Origin of the sequence: Halomonas sp. SH5A2 (assembly GCF_014263395.1) — a bacterium.
Classification (GTDB): domain Bacteria; phylum Pseudomonadota; class Gammaproteobacteria; order Pseudomonadales; family Halomonadaceae; genus Vreelandella.
The window spans coordinates 1-21962 of sequence record NZ_CP058321.1 but is presented as its reverse complement, the minus strand read 5'-3'; the positions used below and the strand labels follow the sequence as shown (position 1 = coordinate 21962).

General features: G+C 51.7%; 18 protein-coding genes. 10 read left to right on the top strand and 8 right to left on the bottom strand.

All coding sequences use genetic code 11. The annotated features are described in order from the left end of the window. The first annotated feature begins 136 nt into the window (after positions 1-136). Positions 137-541, top strand: a complete 405-nt coding sequence (locus tag HXW73_RS00090; protein WP_186254355.1) for a DUF6165 family protein — start codon at positions 137-139, stop codon at positions 539-541. Here HXW73_RS00090 and HXW73_RS00085 read toward each other — a convergent pair. Next, positions 530-1594 (bottom strand): glycosyltransferase family 9 protein, encoded by a 1065-nt coding sequence (locus HXW73_RS00085; RefSeq protein ID WP_186254354.1) that lies wholly within the window; start codon positions 1592-1594, stop codon positions 530-532. The genes HXW73_RS00090 and HXW73_RS00085 overlap by 12 nt on opposite strands. Positions 1595-1768: 174 nt before the next feature. Then, positions 1769-2665 (bottom strand): hypothetical protein, encoded by an 897-nt coding sequence (locus HXW73_RS00080; protein ID WP_186254353.1) that lies wholly within the window; start codon positions 2663-2665, stop codon positions 1769-1771. 775 nt (positions 2666-3440) lie between these two features. Here HXW73_RS00080 and HXW73_RS00075 point away from each other — a divergent pair. From HXW73_RS00075 to HXW73_RS00050, 6 genes are all read left to right on the top strand, one after another. Next, entirely contained in the window at positions 3441-4574 is a 1134-nt protein-coding gene (locus HXW73_RS00075) for a glycosyltransferase family 4 protein (RefSeq protein WP_186254352.1), read from the top strand. Between the two features lie 304 nt (positions 4575-4878). Continuing rightward, positions 4879-5193: a glycosyltransferase gene (locus HXW73_RS00070; RefSeq protein WP_342211950.1), complete on the top strand. Its 315-nt coding sequence runs from the start codon at positions 4879-4881 to the stop codon at positions 5191-5193. Beyond that, the gene (locus HXW73_RS00065; protein ID WP_240538675.1) at positions 5127-5972 is read left to right on the top strand and encodes a glycosyltransferase family 2 protein; all 846 of its coding nucleotides are present in this window, start codon (positions 5127-5129) and stop codon (positions 5970-5972) included. The genes HXW73_RS00070 and HXW73_RS00065 overlap by 67 nt, the downstream gene beginning before the upstream one ends. A gap of 3 nt (positions 5973-5975) precedes the next feature. After that, positions 5976-7028 (top strand): glycosyltransferase family 4 protein, encoded by a 1053-nt coding sequence (locus tag HXW73_RS00060; protein ID WP_186254351.1) that lies wholly within the window; start codon positions 5976-5978, stop codon positions 7026-7028. 4 nt (positions 7029-7032) lie between these two features. Then, entirely contained in the window at positions 7033-8007 is a 975-nt protein-coding gene (locus tag HXW73_RS00055) for a glycosyl transferase family 90 (protein ID WP_186254350.1), read from the top strand. A gap of 165 nt (positions 8008-8172) precedes the next feature. Beyond that, entirely contained in the window at positions 8173-9744 is a 1572-nt protein-coding gene (locus tag HXW73_RS00050) for a sulfatase-like hydrolase/transferase (protein WP_240538674.1), read from the top strand. Here HXW73_RS00050 and waaF read toward each other — a convergent pair. Beyond that, the gene (gene waaF / locus HXW73_RS00045; protein WP_186254349.1) at positions 9734-10777 is read right to left on the bottom strand and encodes a lipopolysaccharide heptosyltransferase II; all 1044 of its coding nucleotides are present in this window, start codon (positions 10775-10777) and stop codon (positions 9734-9736) included. The genes HXW73_RS00050 and waaF overlap by 11 nt on opposite strands. Next, the gene (rfaD, locus tag HXW73_RS00040; protein WP_186254348.1) at positions 10770-11726 is read right to left on the bottom strand and encodes an ADP-glyceromanno-heptose 6-epimerase; all 957 of its coding nucleotides are present in this window, start codon (positions 11724-11726) and stop codon (positions 10770-10772) included. The genes waaF and rfaD overlap by 8 nt, the downstream gene beginning before the upstream one ends. 110 nt (positions 11727-11836) lie before the next feature. On the opposite strand from rfaD, the gene glyQ reads away from it, so the two are divergent. The 3 genes from glyQ (at position 11837) to gmhB (ending at position 15601) form a co-directional block, all read left to right on the top strand. Then, positions 11837-12796 carry a glycine--tRNA ligase subunit alpha gene (gene glyQ, locus HXW73_RS00035; RefSeq protein ID WP_186255857.1) on the top strand — a complete coding sequence of 320 codons (960 nt, stop codon included), beginning with the start codon at positions 11837-11839 and terminating at the stop codon, positions 12794-12796. Further along, positions 12796-14862 (top strand): glycine--tRNA ligase subunit beta, encoded by a 2067-nt coding sequence (gene glyS, locus HXW73_RS00030; RefSeq protein ID WP_186254347.1) that lies wholly within the window; start codon positions 12796-12798, stop codon positions 14860-14862. Before glyQ ends, glyS begins: the two co-directional genes overlap by 1 nt. A 166-nt stretch (positions 14863-15028) precedes the next feature. Continuing rightward, complete coding sequence (gene gmhB / locus HXW73_RS00025; protein ID WP_186254346.1) at positions 15029-15601, top strand: D-glycero-beta-D-manno-heptose 1,7-bisphosphate 7-phosphatase; 573 nt, start codon at positions 15029-15031, stop codon at positions 15599-15601. 71 nt (positions 15602-15672) lie between these two features. Here gmhB and gyrB read toward each other — a convergent pair whose 3' ends face one another. From gyrB to dnaA, 4 genes are all read right to left on the bottom strand, one after another. Then, a complete protein-coding gene (gene gyrB / locus HXW73_RS00020) occupies positions 15673-18093 on the bottom strand; it encodes a DNA topoisomerase (ATP-hydrolyzing) subunit B (protein WP_186254345.1) in 2421 nt (806 codons plus the stop codon). A 39-nt stretch (positions 18094-18132) separates the two neighbouring features. After that, positions 18133-19236 (bottom strand): DNA replication/repair protein RecF, encoded by a 1104-nt coding sequence (recF, locus tag HXW73_RS00015; protein WP_186254344.1) that lies wholly within the window; start codon positions 19234-19236, stop codon positions 18133-18135. A gap of 93 nt (positions 19237-19329) precedes the next feature. Then, positions 19330-20433: a DNA polymerase III subunit beta gene (gene dnaN, locus HXW73_RS00010; protein WP_066315588.1), complete on the bottom strand. Its 1104-nt coding sequence runs from the start codon at positions 20431-20433 to the stop codon at positions 19330-19332. A 56-nt stretch (positions 20434-20489) separates the two neighbouring features. After that, the gene (gene dnaA, locus HXW73_RS00005; RefSeq protein WP_186254343.1) at positions 20490-21962 is read right to left on the bottom strand and encodes a chromosomal replication initiator protein DnaA; all 1473 of its coding nucleotides are present in this window, start codon (positions 21960-21962) and stop codon (positions 20490-20492) included.

Below are 21962 nucleotides of genomic sequence, written 5' to 3'. Positions count from 1 at the left end.
TTAGAGTACCGAAGCTTACAAAGGTTCGAGTATCAAAGAGCTTCCTCCGCGTGACAGGCTTACCACTGTAGGGAAGCATACCTGACGCCATTAAATTACACTGTGCATGCTATCAATATTCATCCAAAGGGTTTCTATGAAGGACACTATCGAAGTACCGCTATCGTTCGGTGAAGTGCTCGACAAGATCACGATATTGGAAATTAAAGCCGAGCGTATCAAGAACGCTGAAAAAGTCAGCAACGTGCGCCTGGAACTGGACGCTTTGAATCGTATATGGGAGCACGAGATTCAGGATCCATCACTCATTGCAGACTTGCGTGTTCAATTGAAAGCCGTCAACGAAGAGCTTTGGGACATTGAGGACGATATCCGTGCCCAGGAGGCAAAGCAGGATTTCGGCCCCCATTTTATATCCCTTGCGCGCTCTGTCTATTTTACCAATGATCGACGTGCGGCCATCAAAAAAGAGGTAAACCTGCTGCTGGGATCGCGATTTGTTGAAGAGAAATCGTATCAGGATTACAGCTCAACCCATTGATATTTCATTTTTTTGTTGATTAATACGTTGTGCCACCCATCTGTCCAACATGTCGGTGGCATCATCAACCGAAATCATGTCCATGGCACCCTCGAATTCCGCTTTTGCTCCCCAGCGAGCCTGTGCAACCGTCTTACCCGTAAACGTGCGCAATGCATCAGGATAGCGGTTTACACACCATGTTAAAGAGCTGTAAGGGCCGGATCGATCAGGATTGCTGGCAGCATAAAGACCCAGCACATCGGTTCCCATGGCATTGGCGATGTGGGCAGGCCCGGTATCAGGCGAGACAAGCAGGTCCGCTCGCTCAAGAAGTGCCGCCAATTGTTTGAGGGTATCCTGCCCACAGATATTCATGACCCTTTCTTTCATTGATTCCTCAATATCGCGACAAACGTCCTTCTCGAAGTCTGCCGGGCTGCCCACCAGAATGACGTTAGCACCATGTGCGGCGACCGCGTAGTCAGCCAGCGCCGCGTACCGTTGTGATGACCAATTGCGAAGGACATGGCTGGCACAGGGGCTGATAACAAGGTTTATCCGGTCATGCGCGAGGTATTCGCGAGCCAGCGAATAATCTGCATCTTTCAATGGAATATGCCAGTCAGGAGGCGCCGACTTCAGCCCAAGGGGTTCGAGAAAGCTGGCCAGACAGTCGCGGACGTGTTGTTCGGCGTTGGCAGCAATACGTCGATTGATGAAAAGGCTGTGGAGATCCTTACTACGCGCCTTATCGTAGCCAATCTTGATGGTCGCCGGGATCAATGCCGCGGCAAGATTGGCGCGAAAAGAGACCTGCATATGCAGAAGCGCATCGAAATGCCTTCCTCGCATGGCACGGCGTAACGCTTTGTAGCCTTCAAGCCCCGATTTTTTATCAAAGACGATGAATTCCACACCCGGTAGGTCACCGATCAACCTGGCTTCCAACTTGCCGACCACCCAGGTGATCTCAATATCAGGCACCTGAGCCTGCAAGCTTTTTACAACCGGTATAACGTGCGTTACATCACCTAACGCAGACAGCCGCATGATGCAGATGGAGTTAAGCATACGTGCTCGCCTCTTGTACCACGTGATTCGCTAGCTATTCGCTAAACGCAAAGTGCTCCATTCAACCTGGATTCAGGGGGCTAGAGCATGAGCTTAACCAGCAAAATGCGCACTATATTACGCCAACAGTCGCTGACTATCACATCCTTCACGGCGATCGTGTAAAACGTTGATCTAGACTTTCTTGGATGGCCACGTAAAGTTTTCAGGGGTTTGCTCAAGATCTCGGGGGCTCGGCTCGGTTTCCGGCTCACAATGTTGCAGTTCTTCCACCACGCGATCAAGCGCTTCAGCACCATGTGTATTCTGGGTTACTTTTTCCCACCACTCCATATGGACCGCTTTCACTTTCACTGGCACCGTCGGCAAGCCTAAGTATTGCGCCATGGCAAGCCGATGTAAGCCACGGTTTATTTTTATCAAACGACCGTCTCTGCTTACCACAACGCCTAATTCATCTTTGCCTCTATCCTGGTCAAAACCATTACGCTTCATATCATCCATGAAGTTCAAGTAGACGCGCAGGTAGGCGAGAATGCGTTCTTCCGAGTCCAGAAGAAAACCTTGTCGGTAGGAGGACCAGGGACGCCCATCATCCAGACGGGTCTTTAGGCGTTTAAATGCATCACACCCCGTTAGGTCATCATGATGTGCATTCAAATCACTGATGAAACGGTAGCGCGAGCCATAGCGCAGATCCCCTCGTTGCAGGTCCCAATCACCATCCCAAATAAACGCCGAGGATGACGGACGCAGACGCTTGGGAAGCCGACGCCAATCGCGAATACAGATCAATTCACGTGGAGCGACGTGAAGGCTTAGACGAAAGTCTAGCTCTTGCTCAACTGCACGGCGTGGCAAGCCAAGCTTTGTCACCCAAGTGTTCCCAGGCAAGCTGTACTTCCATAAACCGAAGACCACGCGCTCGCAGGGGTTACCTATTACTCTCTGAAAACCATCGAGCACAGCCGCCTGGAGACGGGCACGCTGAACTGGCCAGTACATCCGATCGTTAATAAGTGAGGAAAATGCTGGCTCTCCTCCAGGGGGTACGGGTAATTGACGTGGCACTATGACTCCATTGCGATAAGTGAGTTTGTTGTTCAGCCTCACTAATAATAAAAAATTCGCCATCAGGGGCTTAGGCAGTAAACGACAAGAAGCTCGAAATAACACCTTATTCACGAAGGTCACACCGACCTAGCCATACCGAACAAAGCACATGCCATAAATAATGTCACTCATACTCGACGATATCACTGTGATACCGCCCAGCCCAATGTTGCTAAACAGAGCACACCCAACGTTCAAATTACCAAACAGGGCTCTGCTAGTATAACCCTCCGGCCAAGTCAGATTCTTACACCGTTTAAAATACAACATTATCTCTGAAATATTACATGCGTGGCCTCAAGTTCCAATTGCAACGTTATCGGAGGGTGCTCGCCTCCAATTTTGCATCTTTTTCCAGAAGGGCCACCACGCGAAGCGGGTATTTCCAGCAGTGAGCCTGATACGAGAAACCGAACGTCTTCGCCATTTTCCCTTCTATATGCTATTGGGTTATGCGCATCAGCATCATGGGCACATCAACCTTTTTGAGCAGTCGACTGTTCTTGCTGATACCCACGACAAACCTACCAGATGTGGCTATCCTCAGTGCCTGTTATTGATGCGAGCGCGATTTTGTCATAGACAACGCATCAGGACGCGGCAGTAGCCTTTTTCTCCAGGCCACCGAAACCGAGTAGTGGGTACCGCGCTTCTACTGACCAAGCGGAATTGGAAAAAGGTTACTTTTTCGAGCAAAATACATAGTTAGCCTTGTTAAAATATGGATTATCAAATGCTGGCAAAAAAAACACGTCCTTTAGCCGCTATCGCTATTCGCCAAGTTGAAAAAAACACGGGGGCGAGCCGTAATGCTTTCGAACAAACAAAAGCTCTTTCAGAGCTTGGGTACAACGTTATTATCCTTGCAGAGAGAGGAAATCGCCAGAATGCAAAACAGCAAGGTGCGAAGCTTGTAAAGCTTCCGCGCTGGCCAATAAAAGGACCATTCCGGCGTTTTTGGTTTAATCGACTTGTTAAGGCATGGTGCAAAATCAAGTCTCCTGATTTACTAATTAGCCATGGAGATGCTGAAAGCACTGACGTAATATATATGCATAACTGCGTTCATTTAGCAAGCGACCGAATTAGCGGGATGCTACTGCCAGAAAAACATGAGACAGGCTCCATACACGACTATGTCTTATCCAAAAGAAACTACAATTTGGTAGTTGCAAACTCATTTCTGATGGCTAACGATCTAAGAGAACGCTATGACATACCAGATAATAAAATTGAAGTTATTTACCCCTGTTATGACGCTGATTTTTTCAACATAGAGAAAGCACAGAAATACCGCAACTCGGCCCGCAGAGAGTTAAATATCTGTGACGATAAGCTATTGATTGGGCTTATAACTTCGGGAAATTTCAAGAAACGCAATGTTAGTGGTTTTATAAACATCTGCAAATTAATAAATGAAAAAATTCCGCATCGTTGTCATTTTTTAGTTGTCGGCAAAGACAACATGCAAGAATATCAGCAGCTAGCTACAGATAATGGTATAGAAGATCAGTTTACCTGGCGAACAACGACACATAATGTCACGAAACTCTACGGTGCTCTTGATCTCTTCTTGCTTCCAGCGCACATAGAGGAATTTGGGCGAGTAGCTCTTGAAGCAATGGCATGTGGCACGCCAACACTTGTTTCCTCATGGGTCGGCGCTTCAGAGATTTTAGAAGATCACTTCAAAGACTTGATTCTAGAGGACTACAACAGTGAAAAATGGGCTGAGCGTGCAGTTTCAATATTAACTTCTGAAGATCATAAAAACCTTGGCAAAGAGCTAGCCATTTTGGCCAAAAACCATTCACATGAAAAACAGTTAATTACTCTAAAAAATTCATTCCGAAAAATAAATACATAGGATAAAAAGCTAACAGATTAGCGGGAAGCTTACTCACCTATGGCATGTATAGCCCAGCTTTCCCGCTATATCCTTAGTTGCATTTTTAACGAGCCCCAACAGCCACCCTTGGTGGCTAACCACCATTATATCCAATCCCAAGCGATGCCTGACGTGCAGCGAGCTTCATCAGGCGTTAATATAAGCCTGTGGCAACGGGAGATCGAAAGTGGTTCCGTTTGGCTTCAGTACTCAGCGAAACTGGCTTCATACACAATGTCAGTCCTGATCACATTGCGGCACGAGTTACTTTTGCGAGCCGCCAATTAAATCCGTACCCCTGGATGCATCATGCTGGTTTATTTATCCTGAGCTAGCACATGAAGGGCTTGGTATCGTACTGCTCGAAGCGCTGGCCTGCCAAACCCCCATTGTCTCTGTCGATTGTCCAGGCGGGGTACGTGATATCATGAAAGGTGAGTTGGAAGCTTACCTTTGTGAAATGACACCAGAGGCGTTAGCAGCCCGCGTTGATGGCATTCTTGAAGCTGACGGCTACGCTATTGATGAACGTTGGCTGGAGCGTTTTTCTCCAGCGCACATTACTTCCGCCTTTCTGCAAGAGATGCCCGTTTCATGATATCGGCTAATATTATTACCTTTAACGAAGAAGCCAATATTGCGGACTGTATTGCTTCCGCTCACCAAGTTTGTGATGACGTTGTTGTGGTAGATTCCGGCAGCCAGGATCGAACCGTGGCGATAGCGACCGAGCTGGGTGCCAGGGTGGTACATCAGGCATACTTGGGCGACGGCATTCAGAAAAATGTCGCGCTTGAACATGTCAAGTATGACTGGGTTCTGAGTCTGGACGCCGATGAACGCCTGACGCCAGAATTGGTCGAAGCAATTCGTCAGCTCAACCTTGCTGCAACCGAGCACGATGCCTTCGCGTTTCGCCGACGCAATATGATTGGGTCGCGCTGGATCAAAGTCTGCGGCTGGTATCCAGATTACTGTATTCGACTCTACAACCATCGCCATGCACGTTTTGCGGACGTCAAGCAGCATGCGAGAGTCATCGCCGCCAATCCAAAGCGACTTAATGCAGATATGATACATCTCTCATTTGATAATCTGGGTCAGCTGTTTGCCAAGCCAGGGCGCAATTTCAGCGGTCGCGCGGCCAAGATCATGTTTCAGAAAGGAAAGCGGGCCAATGCTTTTTCACCGTTTGCACATGGCCTGAATGCGTTTGTGCGTAAATATCTATTCCAGCGCGGCTTTTTGGGCGGGGTTGATGGTATGACCGTTGCGATCAGCGCAGGGCTCAATAGTTATTTAAAGTATGCCAAGCTACTCGAGTATCAGCGCGATCCCAAAGTGCTTGAAGCGGAAGATTTTAATAAGGTTTGGTGATTAATGCACATTACTCATGTCAATTTGGCGCGTGGCTTTCGTGGCGGCGAACGCCAAACTGAGTTATTAATCAAGACATTGGCAGAGCAGTCATACAACGACCTTTCACAAACACTGGTTTGCCGCCATGATTCTCCCATGCGTCAACACCTGCATGGTGTAGCGAAACTCGATTTTCAAACGGCCAATCATCAGTTGGCTGGACACGTTCATCTCGGCGAGACATCGCTCGACGACACTCAGCTGGTACATGCCCACGATGCAAAAGGCGTTCATTGGGCCTATTTGCACTATCGTTTAAAAGGCACGCCCTATTTAATTACTCGTCGCGTTGATGCGCCTGTTAAACGAAAGTGGTTTAACCAGCAAAGTTACTCGCATGCATCCGCCAGAGTTGCCCTTTCTCAGGTTATAAAGCGTCTTTTAGAAGACAACCATTGGGGCAACGTAACCTTAATACCAAGTGCCTATGCTCATTTGATGCCCTCGCCTGAGGCAACCAATAGCTTTCGCGAGGATTTTGCGGATAAGTTTTTGGTGGGTCACGCAGGCGCTGTGGTTGATCGTCATAAGGGACAACGCGTTCTATTGCAGGCCGCACTCACGCTTGAGCATCAAGCACCTGATATACAGTTTGTTTTCTTAGGTGATGGCAAAGACGCAGAGACGTTGAAAGAAGAGTACTCGTCGCTCCAAAATGTTTCCTGGCTTGGTTTTAAAAGCAATATTGCCGATTATCTTGCTGGGCTGGATGTATTTGCATTTCCGTCGCGCAATGAAGGCTTGGGCTCCGTTATTCTGGATGTCATGCAGTTAGGCGTTCCCGTCATCGCTACCGATGTTGGTGGCATACCCGATATCGTAAAGCATGATCAGACAGGCTTACTTATACCTTCCGGCGATGCTGATGCACTGGCTAACGGTATTTTACAATTAAAGGATAATTCAGATCTTCGTCAACGATTGACTAAAGGAGCTACTAAGAATTTAGATCAATATAGTCCTCAGACAATGGCTGAATCTTACTGGCATCTCTATCAATCAATAGTGAATTAATATTATGCTTACCATGTCTGCAAAAGCACATAAAAATCTTCACAAGTTAAGATTTTATTCGCAGCAGACTATCCATCACCTTATCCCAAGAGCTTTTCTTCAGCGGAAAAGGGAAAGCTTGTTTCGGTCTTTAGAGAACTTATCTAAGGAGGATCAGCAGAACATACTTTATCGTGTTAATTACTGTAACAAATTGAATAAAGGCATCGACCTTCCTGAGCAAGCAACCTGTTTATCTAATTTTAAGCGCGAAAAAAGTGGCACTTATTATCTGGACTTGCTTAGCGTGTTGCGCTACTTTCCTCCTGAGTCACGTTTTTTCTATCTCTTTGGCGATGTAACCGTCGTGCCAGATGTGCCTACTATCGTTAAGAGTCGACCCATAAATGATCTTAATCAAAACTCAGTTTTGCTCAAGTTAAATGGTGTTCGTCACTACTATATGGTGAAAGATCCTTACAGCTACGATGACAAGCTTGATTATTTGGTCTGGCGGGGTTCTTGCAATCAAGATCATCGACGTGAATTTGTACGCAAGTTTTATGATCACTCGCTATGTAATGTGGGCGACATTCACAAAAATGCGCTCGGCCAGCCTTGGCATAAACATTTTATGTCGGTCCCGGAGCAGTTGAAGTACAAATTTGTGTTGAGTATAGAAGGCAAGGATGTTGCCACAAACCTCAAATGGATAATGTCCTCTAACTCACTGTGCTTCATGAGACGACCAAGTTTTGAAACATGGTTCATGGAAGGCACGTTGCTGCCTGGCTATCACTATGTACTACTCAAGGATGATTACTCGGACCTTGAAGATAAAGTCATCTACTACCGGGAACACCCCTGCGAAGCAAAAGAGGTTATTAGCAATGCCAACCGTTACGTAGCTCAATTTATGAATACCGAAAAAGAACGCTTGATTGGTCTTTTAATTATGCAAAAATATTTCGAGCGTACCCATCAACTTTTCTCTCATTAACGCTATTATTAACATCAATCATCAGTCTTGCTGTAGTTTGTTTCTCACTATTTATATCAGGTAAATGTCATCATACATCATCGCCTTTTCACTAAACTGGATAACGCTAGGTTAGCCGTCGTTGCCGTCACCCTGATCGGTCTCTCCCTTGGCTATGCGATCACCGTGCTAACTCGCCTGCCCTGGTGGACGCTGTTCCTGTTTGCCACCGTATGGGTAGGCGTCGGTATAAAGTTACGCTGGGGGCGCCCTCTCAATGCACGTTATCGAAACGTATGGCCGTGGTCACTTGCGCCGTTAAGTCTATGGGGCATTTATATCTACCTGGCAGACAGCTTCGGCAATGTCGACTTGGGGGCTGTGTTTTTCCATCTGCAGGCAGGCATGGCAGAACACGGCGGGGCAGGGAAAATGCTCACTGCCATTGTGTATACCCTGGGTATGCTCGCCGTATTGGCTTCTGTCACCTGGTTGTCGCGGCATGATCAGCGTTGGCGATTGATGGAGCGATTCCTGGCGATTGGGTTGCTCGCCAGTAATCCTTTACTCTTCGGCCTGGGCCAGCGCAGTGCGGCCGTGGTGGCCGACGATGCTGATTGGCTGGATCATCGCTATGTAGCGCCACCCACATCTGATCAGGAAGAAGCCCCTAACTTACTTGTGCTTTATTTAGAAAGCATCGAACGCACTTATGATGCCGCTCAGTTTGGTGATGCTTACGATGACCTCAACCTCCTAGGTGAGCGGGGCGTTGTCTTTGAGGGTGTCCGACAAATGGAGAATACCGGCTGGACCATGGCCGGTATGATCGCCAGTCAGTGCGGTGTTCCCCTGATGCCTGCAGGGCTTCTCCACGACAGCCAGTTCGAGCCACTGCAGAGTGTTGTTCCAGGTATTGACTGCCTGGGCGATATTCTAGCCGCCCAAGGATACCGACTCAGCTACTTGGGTGGGGCTAGCACGGAGTTTGCCGGTAAAGGACTGTTCTACCGCGGGCATCAGTTTCAAAGCGTTCAAGGCAAGGAAGAACTCGTACATCGACTCGATGACCCGGACTACGTCAACAGTTGGGGAATCTACGACGACAGCCTTTATGACATAACGGTTGATGAAATTCGCCGCCTTAACGAGGCGGATGATGGCCCCTGGGGAGTGGTGACGCTGAGCATTACAGGCCACGCACCCAACGGATTTCCTGCTCAGCGCTGTCGCGAACGCCAAGGCCCTTTTGATGAGCAAGACATCCTTTATTCAGTTGAGTGTTCTGCCTGGCTGGCACGCGATCTGATTGATCGCCTGGACAATGAAGGGTTATTGGATGACACCATCGTTGCGATCATGAGTGATCACCTCACCATGCGCGTATCGGTATGGGACGAGTTGACCACGATGGACCGTGAAAACACCTTTATTCTACTCGGCGATCATTTATCTCCCCAGCGAATACAGCGTGATGCCACTATGTTGGATGCCTTCCCCACGATTCTTGAGGCTCTCGACTTCACATTGGATGGACACCGTGCGGGACTGGGTGTCTCGCTGCTGAGCGACCAGGACACCCTGATGGAACGTCATGGCCTGGACACCTTGAATGAACACTTACGAGAGGAAACCGCCTTGCAGCACCGTCTGTGGGAGGGACTGGCACCCCAGCGCCAGGAAACCAGCTCTCCTCCACTGGAACAGGTGATTGAAACGCCGGCAGACCGAACAGATGAAGTCGATATTATGCGTTGACGATCACTTTTTCACGCTGACGGTCGGCCAAAATTGCCTGGTAGACAGATTCTACGTGTAACTCATTTAAGCAGTTAGTGTGGCCCAATGGGCAAGTACGCTCAAAACACGGTGAGCAGGAAAGTCCAAGATAATGAATTACTGCATTATCGGTAAGCGGTGGCGTATAAGCAGGCGAAGAAGAACCATAAAGCGCATGTATCCGCACACCGACGGCGGCCGCTACGTGCATAAGACCCGAGTCATTGGTCACGACCTGGCGACAGTCGGCAAGCAGGTCTACCGCGTCCGCCAGAGCCGTTTTACCGCATAGATTGTGAGCCTGAGGGAGCCCCTCAACAATCGTGTTAGCGCCATCATGGTCTTTGGGTCCGCCAAACACACGTATTTCATAGCCATCGGCGATAAGCTTTTTGGCTAATTGATGAAAGTAGTCGAGTGGCCACTGTTTCGCCGGCCCATACTCAGCCCCCGGCATCATGCCTATCGCCGGGCGGGATGAAAGCATATTGGCCAGACGTAAATTGACCAGGTTATCCCGGTCAATAGACAGGCGCGGCTTGGGGATCGCAAAATCCCCTGTGGCCGCCTCATCAAGCGGCAAGCCTAACGAGACGAACCGCTTCACGGTTTGATCCAGTACTTGTTTATCAAGCTTGCGGCGCTCTTTTAACAGACCATAGCGATGCTCTCCGAGAAAGCCGATACGCTCGGGAATACGTGCCATAAAGGGCACCAATGCGGCTTTCCAGGACCGGGGTAGCACAATCGCCCGATCAAAACGCCCTTTCAGACGATTGGCAAGTTCACGCCGACTGGCAAGACCAAATTCGCCGTGGCCTACCGCCAGGGGCAGCACCTCATCCACCTCGGGCATTCGCTCCAAAATGGGCTGTGACCATGCCGGTGCGACCACGCCGATGGTCGCATGGGGATAACGTGCTTTAAGGGTCATGAACAGGCTCTGGGCCATCACCATATCGCCCACCCAGGAAGGTCCGATGACCAGCAGCCGCATCGCAGAATTAGCCATTGAGCCACTCCAGATACGCTTTGACACCCTGAGCAACGGTTTTAAATTCGACATCGCAACCGGCTTCCCGCAGATTACTGATGTCGGCACGGGTATAGCTTTGATAACGCCCTTTCAGTTCTTCTGGGAAATCAATGTAATCGATTTGCCCTTTGGCATAGAAATCGATAACCGCTTCGCCAATCGCCTTGAATGGCTCCGCGCGGCCGGTGCCCAAGTTGAAAATACCCGAGGCACTGGGGTTATCCAGAAACCACAGGTTCACATCGACAACGTCACCCACATACACAAAGTCGCGGCTCTGCATACCGGCATCATAGCCGTCGTAGGCGCCAAACAGTTTCAGGGTTTCACCATTACGGATTTGCAGGTGGTGGTGATACGCCACGCTGGCCATCTTGCCTTTATGCTGCTCTCTGGGGCCATACACATTGAAGTAACGAAAACCCACAACCTGGGTCGTCAGTTCATCCCAACGAGCACGCACGTGTTGATCAAACAGCAGCTTGGAGTAGCCATACACGTTAAGCGGTTTTTCGCACTCGGGCACCTCTTTGAATACCTCGCTGCCGCCATAGGTGGCGGCTGACGATGCGTACAAGAAGGGGATGCCCTGCTGCTCGCAGTAATTTAGCAGCACTTTGGAGTACTCGAAGTTATTTTCCATCATGTAGTGACCGTCCCACTCCGTCGTATCGGAACAGGCGCCCTCATGGAAAATAGCATCGATCTTGGGTAGATCGACATGCTCACCCCGCAATGCCACTTTTACCCTGGCGAGGAAATCGTCTTTATCGAGATAATCCGCCAGCGTGCAGTCAGCCAAATTGACGAACTTGGTGCCATCGCGAAGATCATCAACGACCATCACATCGTTTTGGCCGCGGGCGTTCAGTGCTTTGACCAAGTTGGCCCCAATAAAACCGGCACCGCCTGTTACGACAATCATTTCATTCTCCTTACCAAAAGCGGCTCTGTTGGCTCTTGCGCCTATAACCTATCTGCTTGGGATTGTATACTTGACGGCTTATGAATTCATGGCCAACGGTGCTTTCCGCGATGAGTGTCTCGACAAACCAATCGACGCCTGATGTGTCGACCTTTCAAGGCTTGATCCTTGCGCTGCAACAGTATTGGGCAGAACAAGGCTGCGTGATTCTCCAGCCGCTCGATATGGAGGTCGGTGCAGGCACTTTTCACCCCGCCACCTTCCTGCGTGCCATTGGGCCGGAGACCTGGAACGCTGCCTATGTCCAGCCGTCTCGCCGCCCTACAGATGGCCGCTACGGCGAAAACCCCAACCGCCTGCAGCATTACTACCAATTTCAGGTGGTCATGAAGCCGTCACCCAGCAACCTCCAGGACCTGTATCTTGGCTCATTAAAACGCCTCGGGCTGGATCCGCTGATCCATGACGTGCGCTTCGTTGAGGACAACTGGGAATCCCCTACCCTCGGCGCCTGGGGGCTTGGCTGGGAAGTCTGGCTGAATGGCATGGAAGTCACCCAGTTTACCTATTTTCAGCAGGCCGGCGGTATCGAATGTTACCCGGTTACTGGCGAGCTGACCTACGGGCTCGAGCGCATCGCCATGTACCTGCAAAACGTCGACAGCGTCTATGATCTGGTGTGGGCCATTGCCCCCGACGGCAGCGAAGTCAGCTACGGCGACGTTTACCTGCAAAATGAACGCGAGCAATCCGCTTATAACTTCGAACACGCTGACGTTGACCAGTTGTTTGCTAACTTTGATCATCAGGAAAAAGAATGCAGCAAATTGCTGGCAGCCAAGCTTCCACTGCCCGCTTATGAACAGGTGCTGAAGGCGTCGCATACGTTCAACTTGTTAGACGCGCGTCACGCCATTTCGGTCACCGAGCGCCAACGTTTTATTCTACGCGTTCGTACCATGGCACGGGACGTCGCCACTGCTTATTTTGAGTCGCGCAAAGCTGAAGGTTTCCCCATGGCCCCGGAATCACTGCGCCACGAACTACTTGCCGATCAGGGAGACGCATAATGGCTGTTGATACGCTTCTACTGGAACTGGGCGCTGAAGAGCTTCCGCCGACGGCACTGGATGCGCTTTCAGATGCCTTCGCGGCTGGGGTCGAAAAAGGCCTTCAGGAAGCCGATATTCCCTTTCAGGGAGTTAAGGCTTATGCGACACCCCGCCGTCTGGCAGTGCAGGTAACAAGCCTCGCCGACAAGCAGCCTGATCGTGAAGTCGAGCGCCGTGGCCCAGCCCTGGCAGCCGCCTTCAAAGACGGTGCGCCCACCAAGGCGGCGGAAGGCTTTGCCCGCTCCTGCGGTGTCAGCGTGGATGAACTGATCCACCTGGAAACCGACAAAGGCACCTGGCTTGGCTTTCGCGAACATCAGCCGGGTGAAAGCGTGCAGGCACTCCTGCCCGATATTCTGCGCAAAGCGATCAGCGCGTTACCGGTGCCCAAGAACATGCGCTGGGGTACCTCGCGAATTGAGTTCTCCCGTCCGGTTCACTGGCTTGTGGCCCTTTACGGCAGTGATGTCATCGCCGCCGAAGCACTGGGCTTGCAAGCGAGCCGCACCACCTATGGCCATCGCTTCCATGCCCCGGATGCCATCCAGCTCGAGCATGCCGATGCCTACCTTGGCGCGCTGGAAAACGCTTATGTGCTAGCCGACCGGCAACAGCGACGGGAGCGCATCCGCGAGCAGGTGCTAGCCGAGGCGGAAGTACAGGAAGCCAACGCGGTGATCGACGAAGACCTGTTGGTCGAGGTCAGCGGTTTGGTTGAATGGCCCGTGGCACTGACCGGCAGCTTTGACGAACGTTTCCTCGAAGTGCCTGCCGAATGTCTGGTCTCCTCCATGAAGGCCAACCAGAAGTATTTCCATCTACTGGATGATCAGGGCAAGCTCAAACCACTTTTCATTACCATCTCGAACATCGACAGCGCCGATCCCCAGCAGGTGATTTCAGGTAATGAAAAGGTCATTCGCCCGCGCCTGGCCGATGCGGCGTTTTTCTACGACACCGACCGTAAGCGTACCCTTGCTTCGCGCATCCCGCAGCTTGAAAGCGTGGTCTTCCAGCAGCAGCTCGGGACCCTTGCCGACAAGGCCCGCCGCAGCAACGCTATCGCGAGCTATATCGCCGGAAAGATTGGCGGTGACGTCACCCACGCCCAACGAGCCGTTGCGCTTGCCAAGTGTGACCTGGTGACCGAAATGGTACTGGAATTCCCTGAACTCCAGGGCATCATGGGGCGTTACTACGCCGAGCAGGATGGCGAACCTGCCGACGTTGCCCAGGCACTGGAAGAACAGTACCTGCCCCGCTTCGCAACCGATGCCATTCCTCAAAGTGCAACAGGCAAGGCACTCGCGCTGGCTGATCGTCTGGACACTCTGGTCGGCATTTTCGGTATTGGCCAGCGCCCGACTGGCGCCAAAGACCCCTTTGCGTTGCGCCGCGCCTCTATCGGTGTGCTGAACATCCTGGTAAAAGGCGAGCTTAATCTCGATCTTCGGGAGCTGCTTAACGTGGCCACCGAACAGTACCAGGACCTCCCGAAGGCGGATGGGTTAGTCGATGACGTCTTGACCTACATGCTGGATCGTTTCCGCGCCTGGGGGCAGGAAGAAGGCATCAGCGCCGAAATGTACCTGGCTGTTCGCGCCCGCCCGGTAACCAAGCCGCTCGACTTCGCTCGCCGCCTGCGTGCCGTTAAAGCCTTCGCCCAGCGCGAAGAAGCCGCTGCCCTGGCCGCTGCCAATAAACGTGTTTCTAATATTCTCAGCAAGCAGGAACATGATGGCAGCACCCAGGTCGATCAGAGCCTGCTCCAAGAACAGGCGGAACAAGCACTGTTCAATGCGGTAACCAACAGCCAGCAAGAGGTGGCCCCGCTGTTTGCCGCTGGCGATTACCAGCAGGCGCTCGATGCGTTGGCAATGCTGCGCGAGCCGGTGGATAATTTCTTTGATCAGGTAATGGTAATGGCCGATTACGAAGCGATTCGCCGTAATCGTCTTGCCTTACTTGCCAGCCTTCAGGCGCTTTTCCTTGAAGTGGCGGACATTGCCCAATTGCCTCAGTAACTCCAAGCCGGTAACCGAAACGGCTTAAATCGCGGAAAGCCCGGCACTCAATCGCCGGGCTTTTTTTATACCGACGGCACTGTTTCACGTGAAACATTCGCGCTTTAATTGATCACCTTTCAATCTAGGGTCAATGCGGAAGCGCATCCATCATGTAAGGACACCTATGCCGAGTACTCAACAGTTGGTTATTCTCGATCGCGACGGCGTTATCAACCATGACTCTGACGCCTACATTAAATCCTTGAGCGAATGGATCCCCCTACCCGGCGCTATCGAAGCAATCGCCAAGCTATCCTGCGCGGGTTTCACCGTTGCGGTTGCCACTAACCAATCCGGCATAGCCCGCGGTTTTTACGATGATGCGACACTGCAAACCATGCACGACCACCTACACGCCCTGGTAAATGCCAAGGGTGGCCAAATTGCTCATATCGCCTACTGTCCACATGGCCCTGACGACCACTGCTATTGCCGCAAACCGCTACCAGGCCTGCTTGTTGAAATACAAAAAAAGCTGGGACTGGAGACCCTGGAAGGCAGTTGGATGGTCGGTGATAGCTTGAGAGATCTACAAGCAGGTGAAGCGGTTGGTTGCCGCCCGGTACTGGTCAAGACGGGTAAGGGGCAAAAAACACTCTACAAGAAAGTAGACCTGGAGAAGGCAGTAATCTATAGCGACTTGGCCGAGTTTGCTGATTGGCTCTGCGATCAACAAGAGATAAACCCTCTGTCATAAAAAAACGCTGCTCTCGAACGAGCAGCGTTTTTCATCAATCAAACACCTACTGTTTCACGTGAAACACCACACTAGATGTCAATATTAGCCACCAGCGCATTGGATTCAATAAAGTTTCGCCGTGGCTCAACTTCATCGCCCATCAGGGTGTTGAACATCATGTCTGCCGCCACCGCATCTTCGATGGTAACGCGCAGCATACGACGACTATCGGGATCCATGGTAGTATCCCAGAGCTGTTCCGGGTTCATCTCGCCAAGGCCTTTGTAACGCTGCACAGAGAGGCCACGCTGACCTTCCTGCATCAACCAGGCCAGCACCTCGGAGAAGTGGGCAACCGGCTTCTGGCGCTCGCCACGAGCGATATAGGCCCCTTCTTCAAGAAGACCGTTGATTGTCTTGCCCAGCCCCGCAATGGCGCGGTAATCTGCACTTTCGAAGAAATCCAGACCCCATACGTACTCGGTGGTGACACCATGAGCAATGAGAGATACGGCGGGCAAGTGAAGACCACGCTCAGTGTCTTCGTGAAGATAAAACTGATAACGCGGACCGCCTTCATAGGCCACCATATCATCCATGGCTTTTTGCAACTCGGCAATCCAGTTTTCCATGGTAACGCGATCTTTAAGGCTTGCTTCGCCCTCAAGCGCGGTGGCGTGAACAGCCTGCTTAAGCACTTCGATGGGATATACCCGAGCAAGACGATCAATACGCTTCATCACATTGCGGTACTGGTTAACCAGCGCTTCTAGCTGCGACCCGGCGATACCTGGCGCATCGGCATTTACATAAAGCCCGGCACCATCCAGCGCCGTGGTCGTTAGGTAATCAACCATCGCCTGCTCATCTTTGAGGTAAAGCTCTTGCTTGCCACGCTTGATCTTGTAAAGCGGCGGCTGGGCGATAAACACATGACCCCGCTCAATCAGCTCAGGCATCTGACGGAAAAAGAACGTCAGCAGCAGCGTTCGAATATGCGAGCCATCGACATCGGCGTCGGTCATGATAATAATGGAGTGGTAGCGTAACTTGTCGGGATTAAACTCTTCCCGACCAATACCGCAGCCCAGCGCCGTTATCAGCGTGCCAACTTCAGCTGACGAGAGCATCTTGTCGAAGCGTGCTTTCTCGACGTTCAGAATTTTACCTTTAAGTGGCAGAATCGCCTGCGTGCGACGGTCGCGGCCCTGCTTGGCACTGCCGCCCGCCGAATCACCCTCCACCAGATACAGCTCCGACTGACTAGGGTCTTTCTCCTGGCAGTCAGCAAGCTTACCAGGCAGCCCGGCAATATCCAGCGCGCCTTTTCGGCGTGTCATATCCCGCGCCTTACGCGCCGCTTCACGCGCCCGTGCTGCGTCAAGCATCTTATTGACAATCGCCTTGGCTTCGTTCGGCTTCTCGATCAAATAGTCAGAGAACAGACGACCCATTTCTTGCTCGACCGCCGTTTTAACTTCTGAAGAAACCAACTTGTCCTTGGTTTGCGAAGAAAACTTCGGATCGGGTACTTTAACCGAGATAATCGCGGTCAAACCTTCTCGCGCGTCGTCACCCGAGGTATTGACCTTGGCTTTCTTGAGGAGACCTTCAGCCTCAATGTAATGGTTTAGCGTTCGCGTCAACGAGGCGCGAAACCCTGCCAGGTGGGCACCGCCATCGCGTTGGGGAATATTGTTGGTATAGCAGAAAATGCTCTCTGTAAAAGTGTCGTTCCACTGCATGGCCACTTCCACTTCAATGCCATCTTCACGAACCGCGTTGAAGTGAAACACCGGGTTGAGTACCGATTTATTCTGGTTGAGGTGGTCAACAAACGCTTTCAAACCGCCTTCGTAATGGAAAAGTTCTTCCTTTCCACTGCGCTCATCCATCAAGCGGATGGCAACGCCAGAATTCAGAAAGGACAGCTCTCTTAGCCGTTTCGCCAGAATATCGTAGTGGAATTCGATACTTGTGAAGGTCTCCGGCGAAGGCCGGAAATGCACCCGGGTGCCACTCTTTTCTGTCGTGCCCACAACGCCGAGGGGTGCTTGAGGCACACCGTGATGATAAACCTGCTCGTAAACGTCGCCCTGGCGCCAGATCGTCAGTCGAAGCTCTTCGGACAAGGCGTTGACCACGGAAACACCCACGCCATGGAGTCCCCCGGAGACCTTATACGAATTATCGTCAAACTTACCGCCCGCGTGTAGTACGGTCATGATAACTTCCGCGGCCGATACGCCCTCACCTTCGTGGATTTCGGTGGGCACACCGCGTCCATTATCGCTGACCGTGACAGATTCATCAGGGTGAATAACCACACGGATTTCGCTACAGTGGCCAGCCAGGGCTTCATCGATGGAGTTATCCACCAACTCGAAGACCATGTGGTGCAGCCCGGTGCCGTCGTCAGTATCGCCGATGTACATGCCTGGACGCTTGCGTACCGCATCCAGCCCTTTGAGCACCTTGATGCTTGATGAATCGTAAGCCTGCTCGCTCATTGACCACTCCGTCGTGAAGTCTGTCTAAATCCGTGTCGCCTACCCTTCAGGCATCAACTGGCTCAGTCCATTGCCCGTATGTTTCACGTGAAACATGCTAACGCGGGTTTGAGCCTGCCATGTTTGCCTTAAAGCTTCAGGTTCGACGCTGGTAATAAATACTTGGCACTGCATATCTTCGAGCAATTGACAAAACCTTAACCGATGCTCCTTGTCGAGCTCGGCTGGCAAATCGTCAATTAAATAGATGCAATGCCGCTCTGACGCTCTTTCCAGAAGCCGACCCTGCGCTAACTTGAGCGCACTCACCACCAGTTTCTGCTGGCCTCGGGAAAGTACTTCAATCGCAGGCTGCTTGTTAAGCTTGATGCGCAAGTCCGCGCGCTGAGGACCTTGCTGAGTAAACCCCATCTGCTGATCGGTCACCCTGCTAGCCTGCAGCACATCAGCCAGCGACCTTTTTTTATCCCAGCCTCTCGCGTAGTGAAGCGTTAAGCCAGGTAGTGGCAGTAACCGTTCGAGGGTTTCTTCAAATACAGGTAGAAACTCAGCGAACCAGGCACGCCTTAGCGTATCTATTTGCTCGCCCCAGTTAGCAAACTCTTGCTCCCAGATAGCAAATTCCTGAGGGTCCATTCTACCATGCCTCAACAAGGCATTCCGATGTTTCAACGCTCGGCGCGTTCGCTTCCATATTTCGAGAAAGCCATGTTTCACGTGAAACACACCCCAATCCAGGAATTCACGACGTCCTGAGGGCGAACCTTCCAAAAGACGAAAAGCATCAGGATTGATGAGCTGAAGCGGCATGGCTTCCACCAGGTCTGCCAAACGGGCATTCTTATCCCCCTTGACGCGCAATTCCAGCTCACTGGAGGCTCGCAAGCGACGCACCCCTAGTGCGACATCTGGGTCTCCCGACAAACGGCCATACAGCGTCACGTAGGGCGCGCCAGCTTGGATCACATGTTTAAGCTGACGCGTTCTAAATGACCTGCCCATGCCCAGGATATGAATGCCTTCCAGCAAGCTTGTTTTACCGCTTCCGTTAACGCCATTAATCACGTTGATACCGGGCGACGGTGCCATATCCACAGACTGCAGGTTGCGAAGACCATCGAAATTAAGCTGAAGAAGACCCATTCACCCGTCACTTATTTTATGCGCCCTGAAACGTAGAAACGGCGCCCATGTCCAGAAGCGCCGTCATTCGGTTGATTATTGCAAGTCGATGACTTATAGACGCATCGGCATGACAACGTAGAGCGCATCACCTCCACCTGGCTCTTCCAGAAGCGCACTGCTATTTGGGTCTGCAAGGGTGATTTGCACGCGATCTTCGTCCAATACGCCCATCACATCGACCAAATAGCCGACGTTAAAACCAACTTCCATAGCCGAACCCGTGTACTCAACGGCAATGTTCTCTTCCGCTTCTTCCTGCTCAGGGTTATTGGCCATTACCTTGAGATTATTTTCTTCGAGATAAAGACGCACACCACGGTACTTCTCATTGGACAGGATAGCGGTGCGGGAGAGTACCTGGCGGAGTTCAGCGCGCTCAGCAATTAAAACCTTGTCGCCATTGCGCGGTACCACACGCTCGTAATCGGGGAATTTTCCGTCAATCAGCTTGGACGTGAACGTAAAATCGCCCGTGTGAGCTCTTACATGCGTCGACCCTAACGTCAAGCTCACCGGCTCATCGCTATCATCAAGCAAACGCGACAATTCGAGAATCCCTTTACGGGGCACAATAAGCTTCTGTGACTGATCAACCGTCACGTCCACCGGGCGCGAACACATCGCCAGACGGTGCCCGTCAGTGGCCACGGTGCGCAGCAGATTGCTCTGAATTTCAAGCAACATACCGTTCAGATAATAGCGGACGTCCTGCTGCGCCATGGCGAAGGATGTAGCTTCGATAAGGTGTTTAAGCGTGCCGCGCGGAACACTTAGCTCCTGACTGCCCTCAGCATCTTCGATAGACGGAAATTCAGCAGCGGGAAGCGTCGACAGCGTGAAGCGAGACCGCCCACTACGCAGCACAGCGCGACCCTCTTCAACCGCTAGCTGTATGTCTGATTGATCAGGCAGCGACTTACAAATATCCATCAACTTGCGCGCCGGCACGGTTGCCGAGCCTTCCTGATCAACCTGACTGGCGACAGTGCGGCCGACCAATTCGACTTCCAGGTCGGTGCCCGTCAGGGCCACCTGATCACCGTCTACTTGGATTAGCACATTCGATAAAACAGGCAATGTCTGACGACGCTCTACCACCCCTGCTACCAAGGTAAGCGGACGTAGCAGCGCCTCTCGGGAAATCGAAAATTTCATCAATACTCCGTTGTCTATCCTGAAAGACCTGCTAAAACAGGTCCGTCCTGGTTGATTTAACTGGTCAGTAGGCGTAACAGGTTCTTATAGTCTTCGCGAATATCGGCGTTTTCTTCCTGCAGCGCTTTCACCTTGCGACAGGCATGCAACACTGTCGTGTGATCACGCCCGCCAAACGCATCGCCAATCTCAGGCAGACTGTGATTGGTCAATTCCTTGGCAAGCGCCATGGCGACTTGACGGGGCCGGGCAACCGACCGAGAACGCCGCTTGGATAATAAATCGGCAACCTTGATTTTGTAATATTCAGCTACCGTGCGCTGGATATTATCGACGCCCACCTGCTTGTCCTGGAGAGCCAACAGGTCTTTAAGCGACTCGCGGATAAAATCCTGGGTAATGGTCTTGCCCATGAAGTGCGAATCAGCAATCACTTTTTTAAGGGCACCCTCAAGCTCGCGTACGTTCGAACGAATCTTCTGGGCAATAAAGAACGCCGCATCATGAGGTAAGTCGACTTTGGCCTGATCGGCTTTTTTCATCAGGATGGCCACACGGGTTTCCAACTCAGGCGGCTCGATGGCGACGGTAAGGCCCCACCCAAAGCGGGACTTGAGGCGCTCTTCAACGCCACTGATTTCCTTGGGGTAGCGATCCGACGTCAGAATCATTTGCTGACCGCCTTCCAATAACGCATTAAATGTATGGAAGAACTCTTCCTGCGAGCGCTCTTTTCCAGCAAAAAACTGAATATCATCAATAAGTAACGCATCGACGCTACGGTAAAAACGCTTAAAATCATTGATGGCATTAAGCTGTAGTGCCTTCACCATATCGGCCACGAATCGTTCTGAGTGAAGGTAGACCACGCGCGCATTTTCACGACGCAACGCCAGACCATTACCCACCGCATGCATCAAGTGGGTTTTACCCAGCCCGACGCCGCCATACAAGAACAGCGGGTTATAGGCTCCACCCGGGTTTTCGGAGACCTGGCGAGAGGCCGCACGCGCGAGTTGGTTGGATTTACCTTCGACAAAGGTGTCGAAGGTAAAATTAGGATTTAACCCGCTAGTATGCTTGAGGCCACCCTCAACCTGAACTTGGCGCTCGTTCGTCCGTCGGTCTGAACCACCTCCTTCCTCGCGTAGCTGATCGATTTCACGTTCATCAGCAATGTCACCGCGTGGTGGCGTATGAACAGCCGCCGACCCACGCGGAGCTGGAGAGGCTGAGACCGGATTACCCAGATCACGGGGTTGGGGGGCAGGTGATGCCGGCTGACGGCTACCTACCGTGAGGCTAACCTTGGGAGGTTTCGAAGGGGCAAGCTCACGCATCAGCTCGCTAATCCGCTTGGCGTACTTGTCACTCACCCAATCGCGCACAAAGCGGTTAGGTGCCAACAAGCGCAGCTCGTTAGCCTCACTATCTTCGGCCTGCAGTGGACGTATCCACGTATTGAACTGCTGCGAACTCAGCTCGTCCTGCAGGTAATCCAGGCACTGTTGCCAAAGCGCGAGTGACAC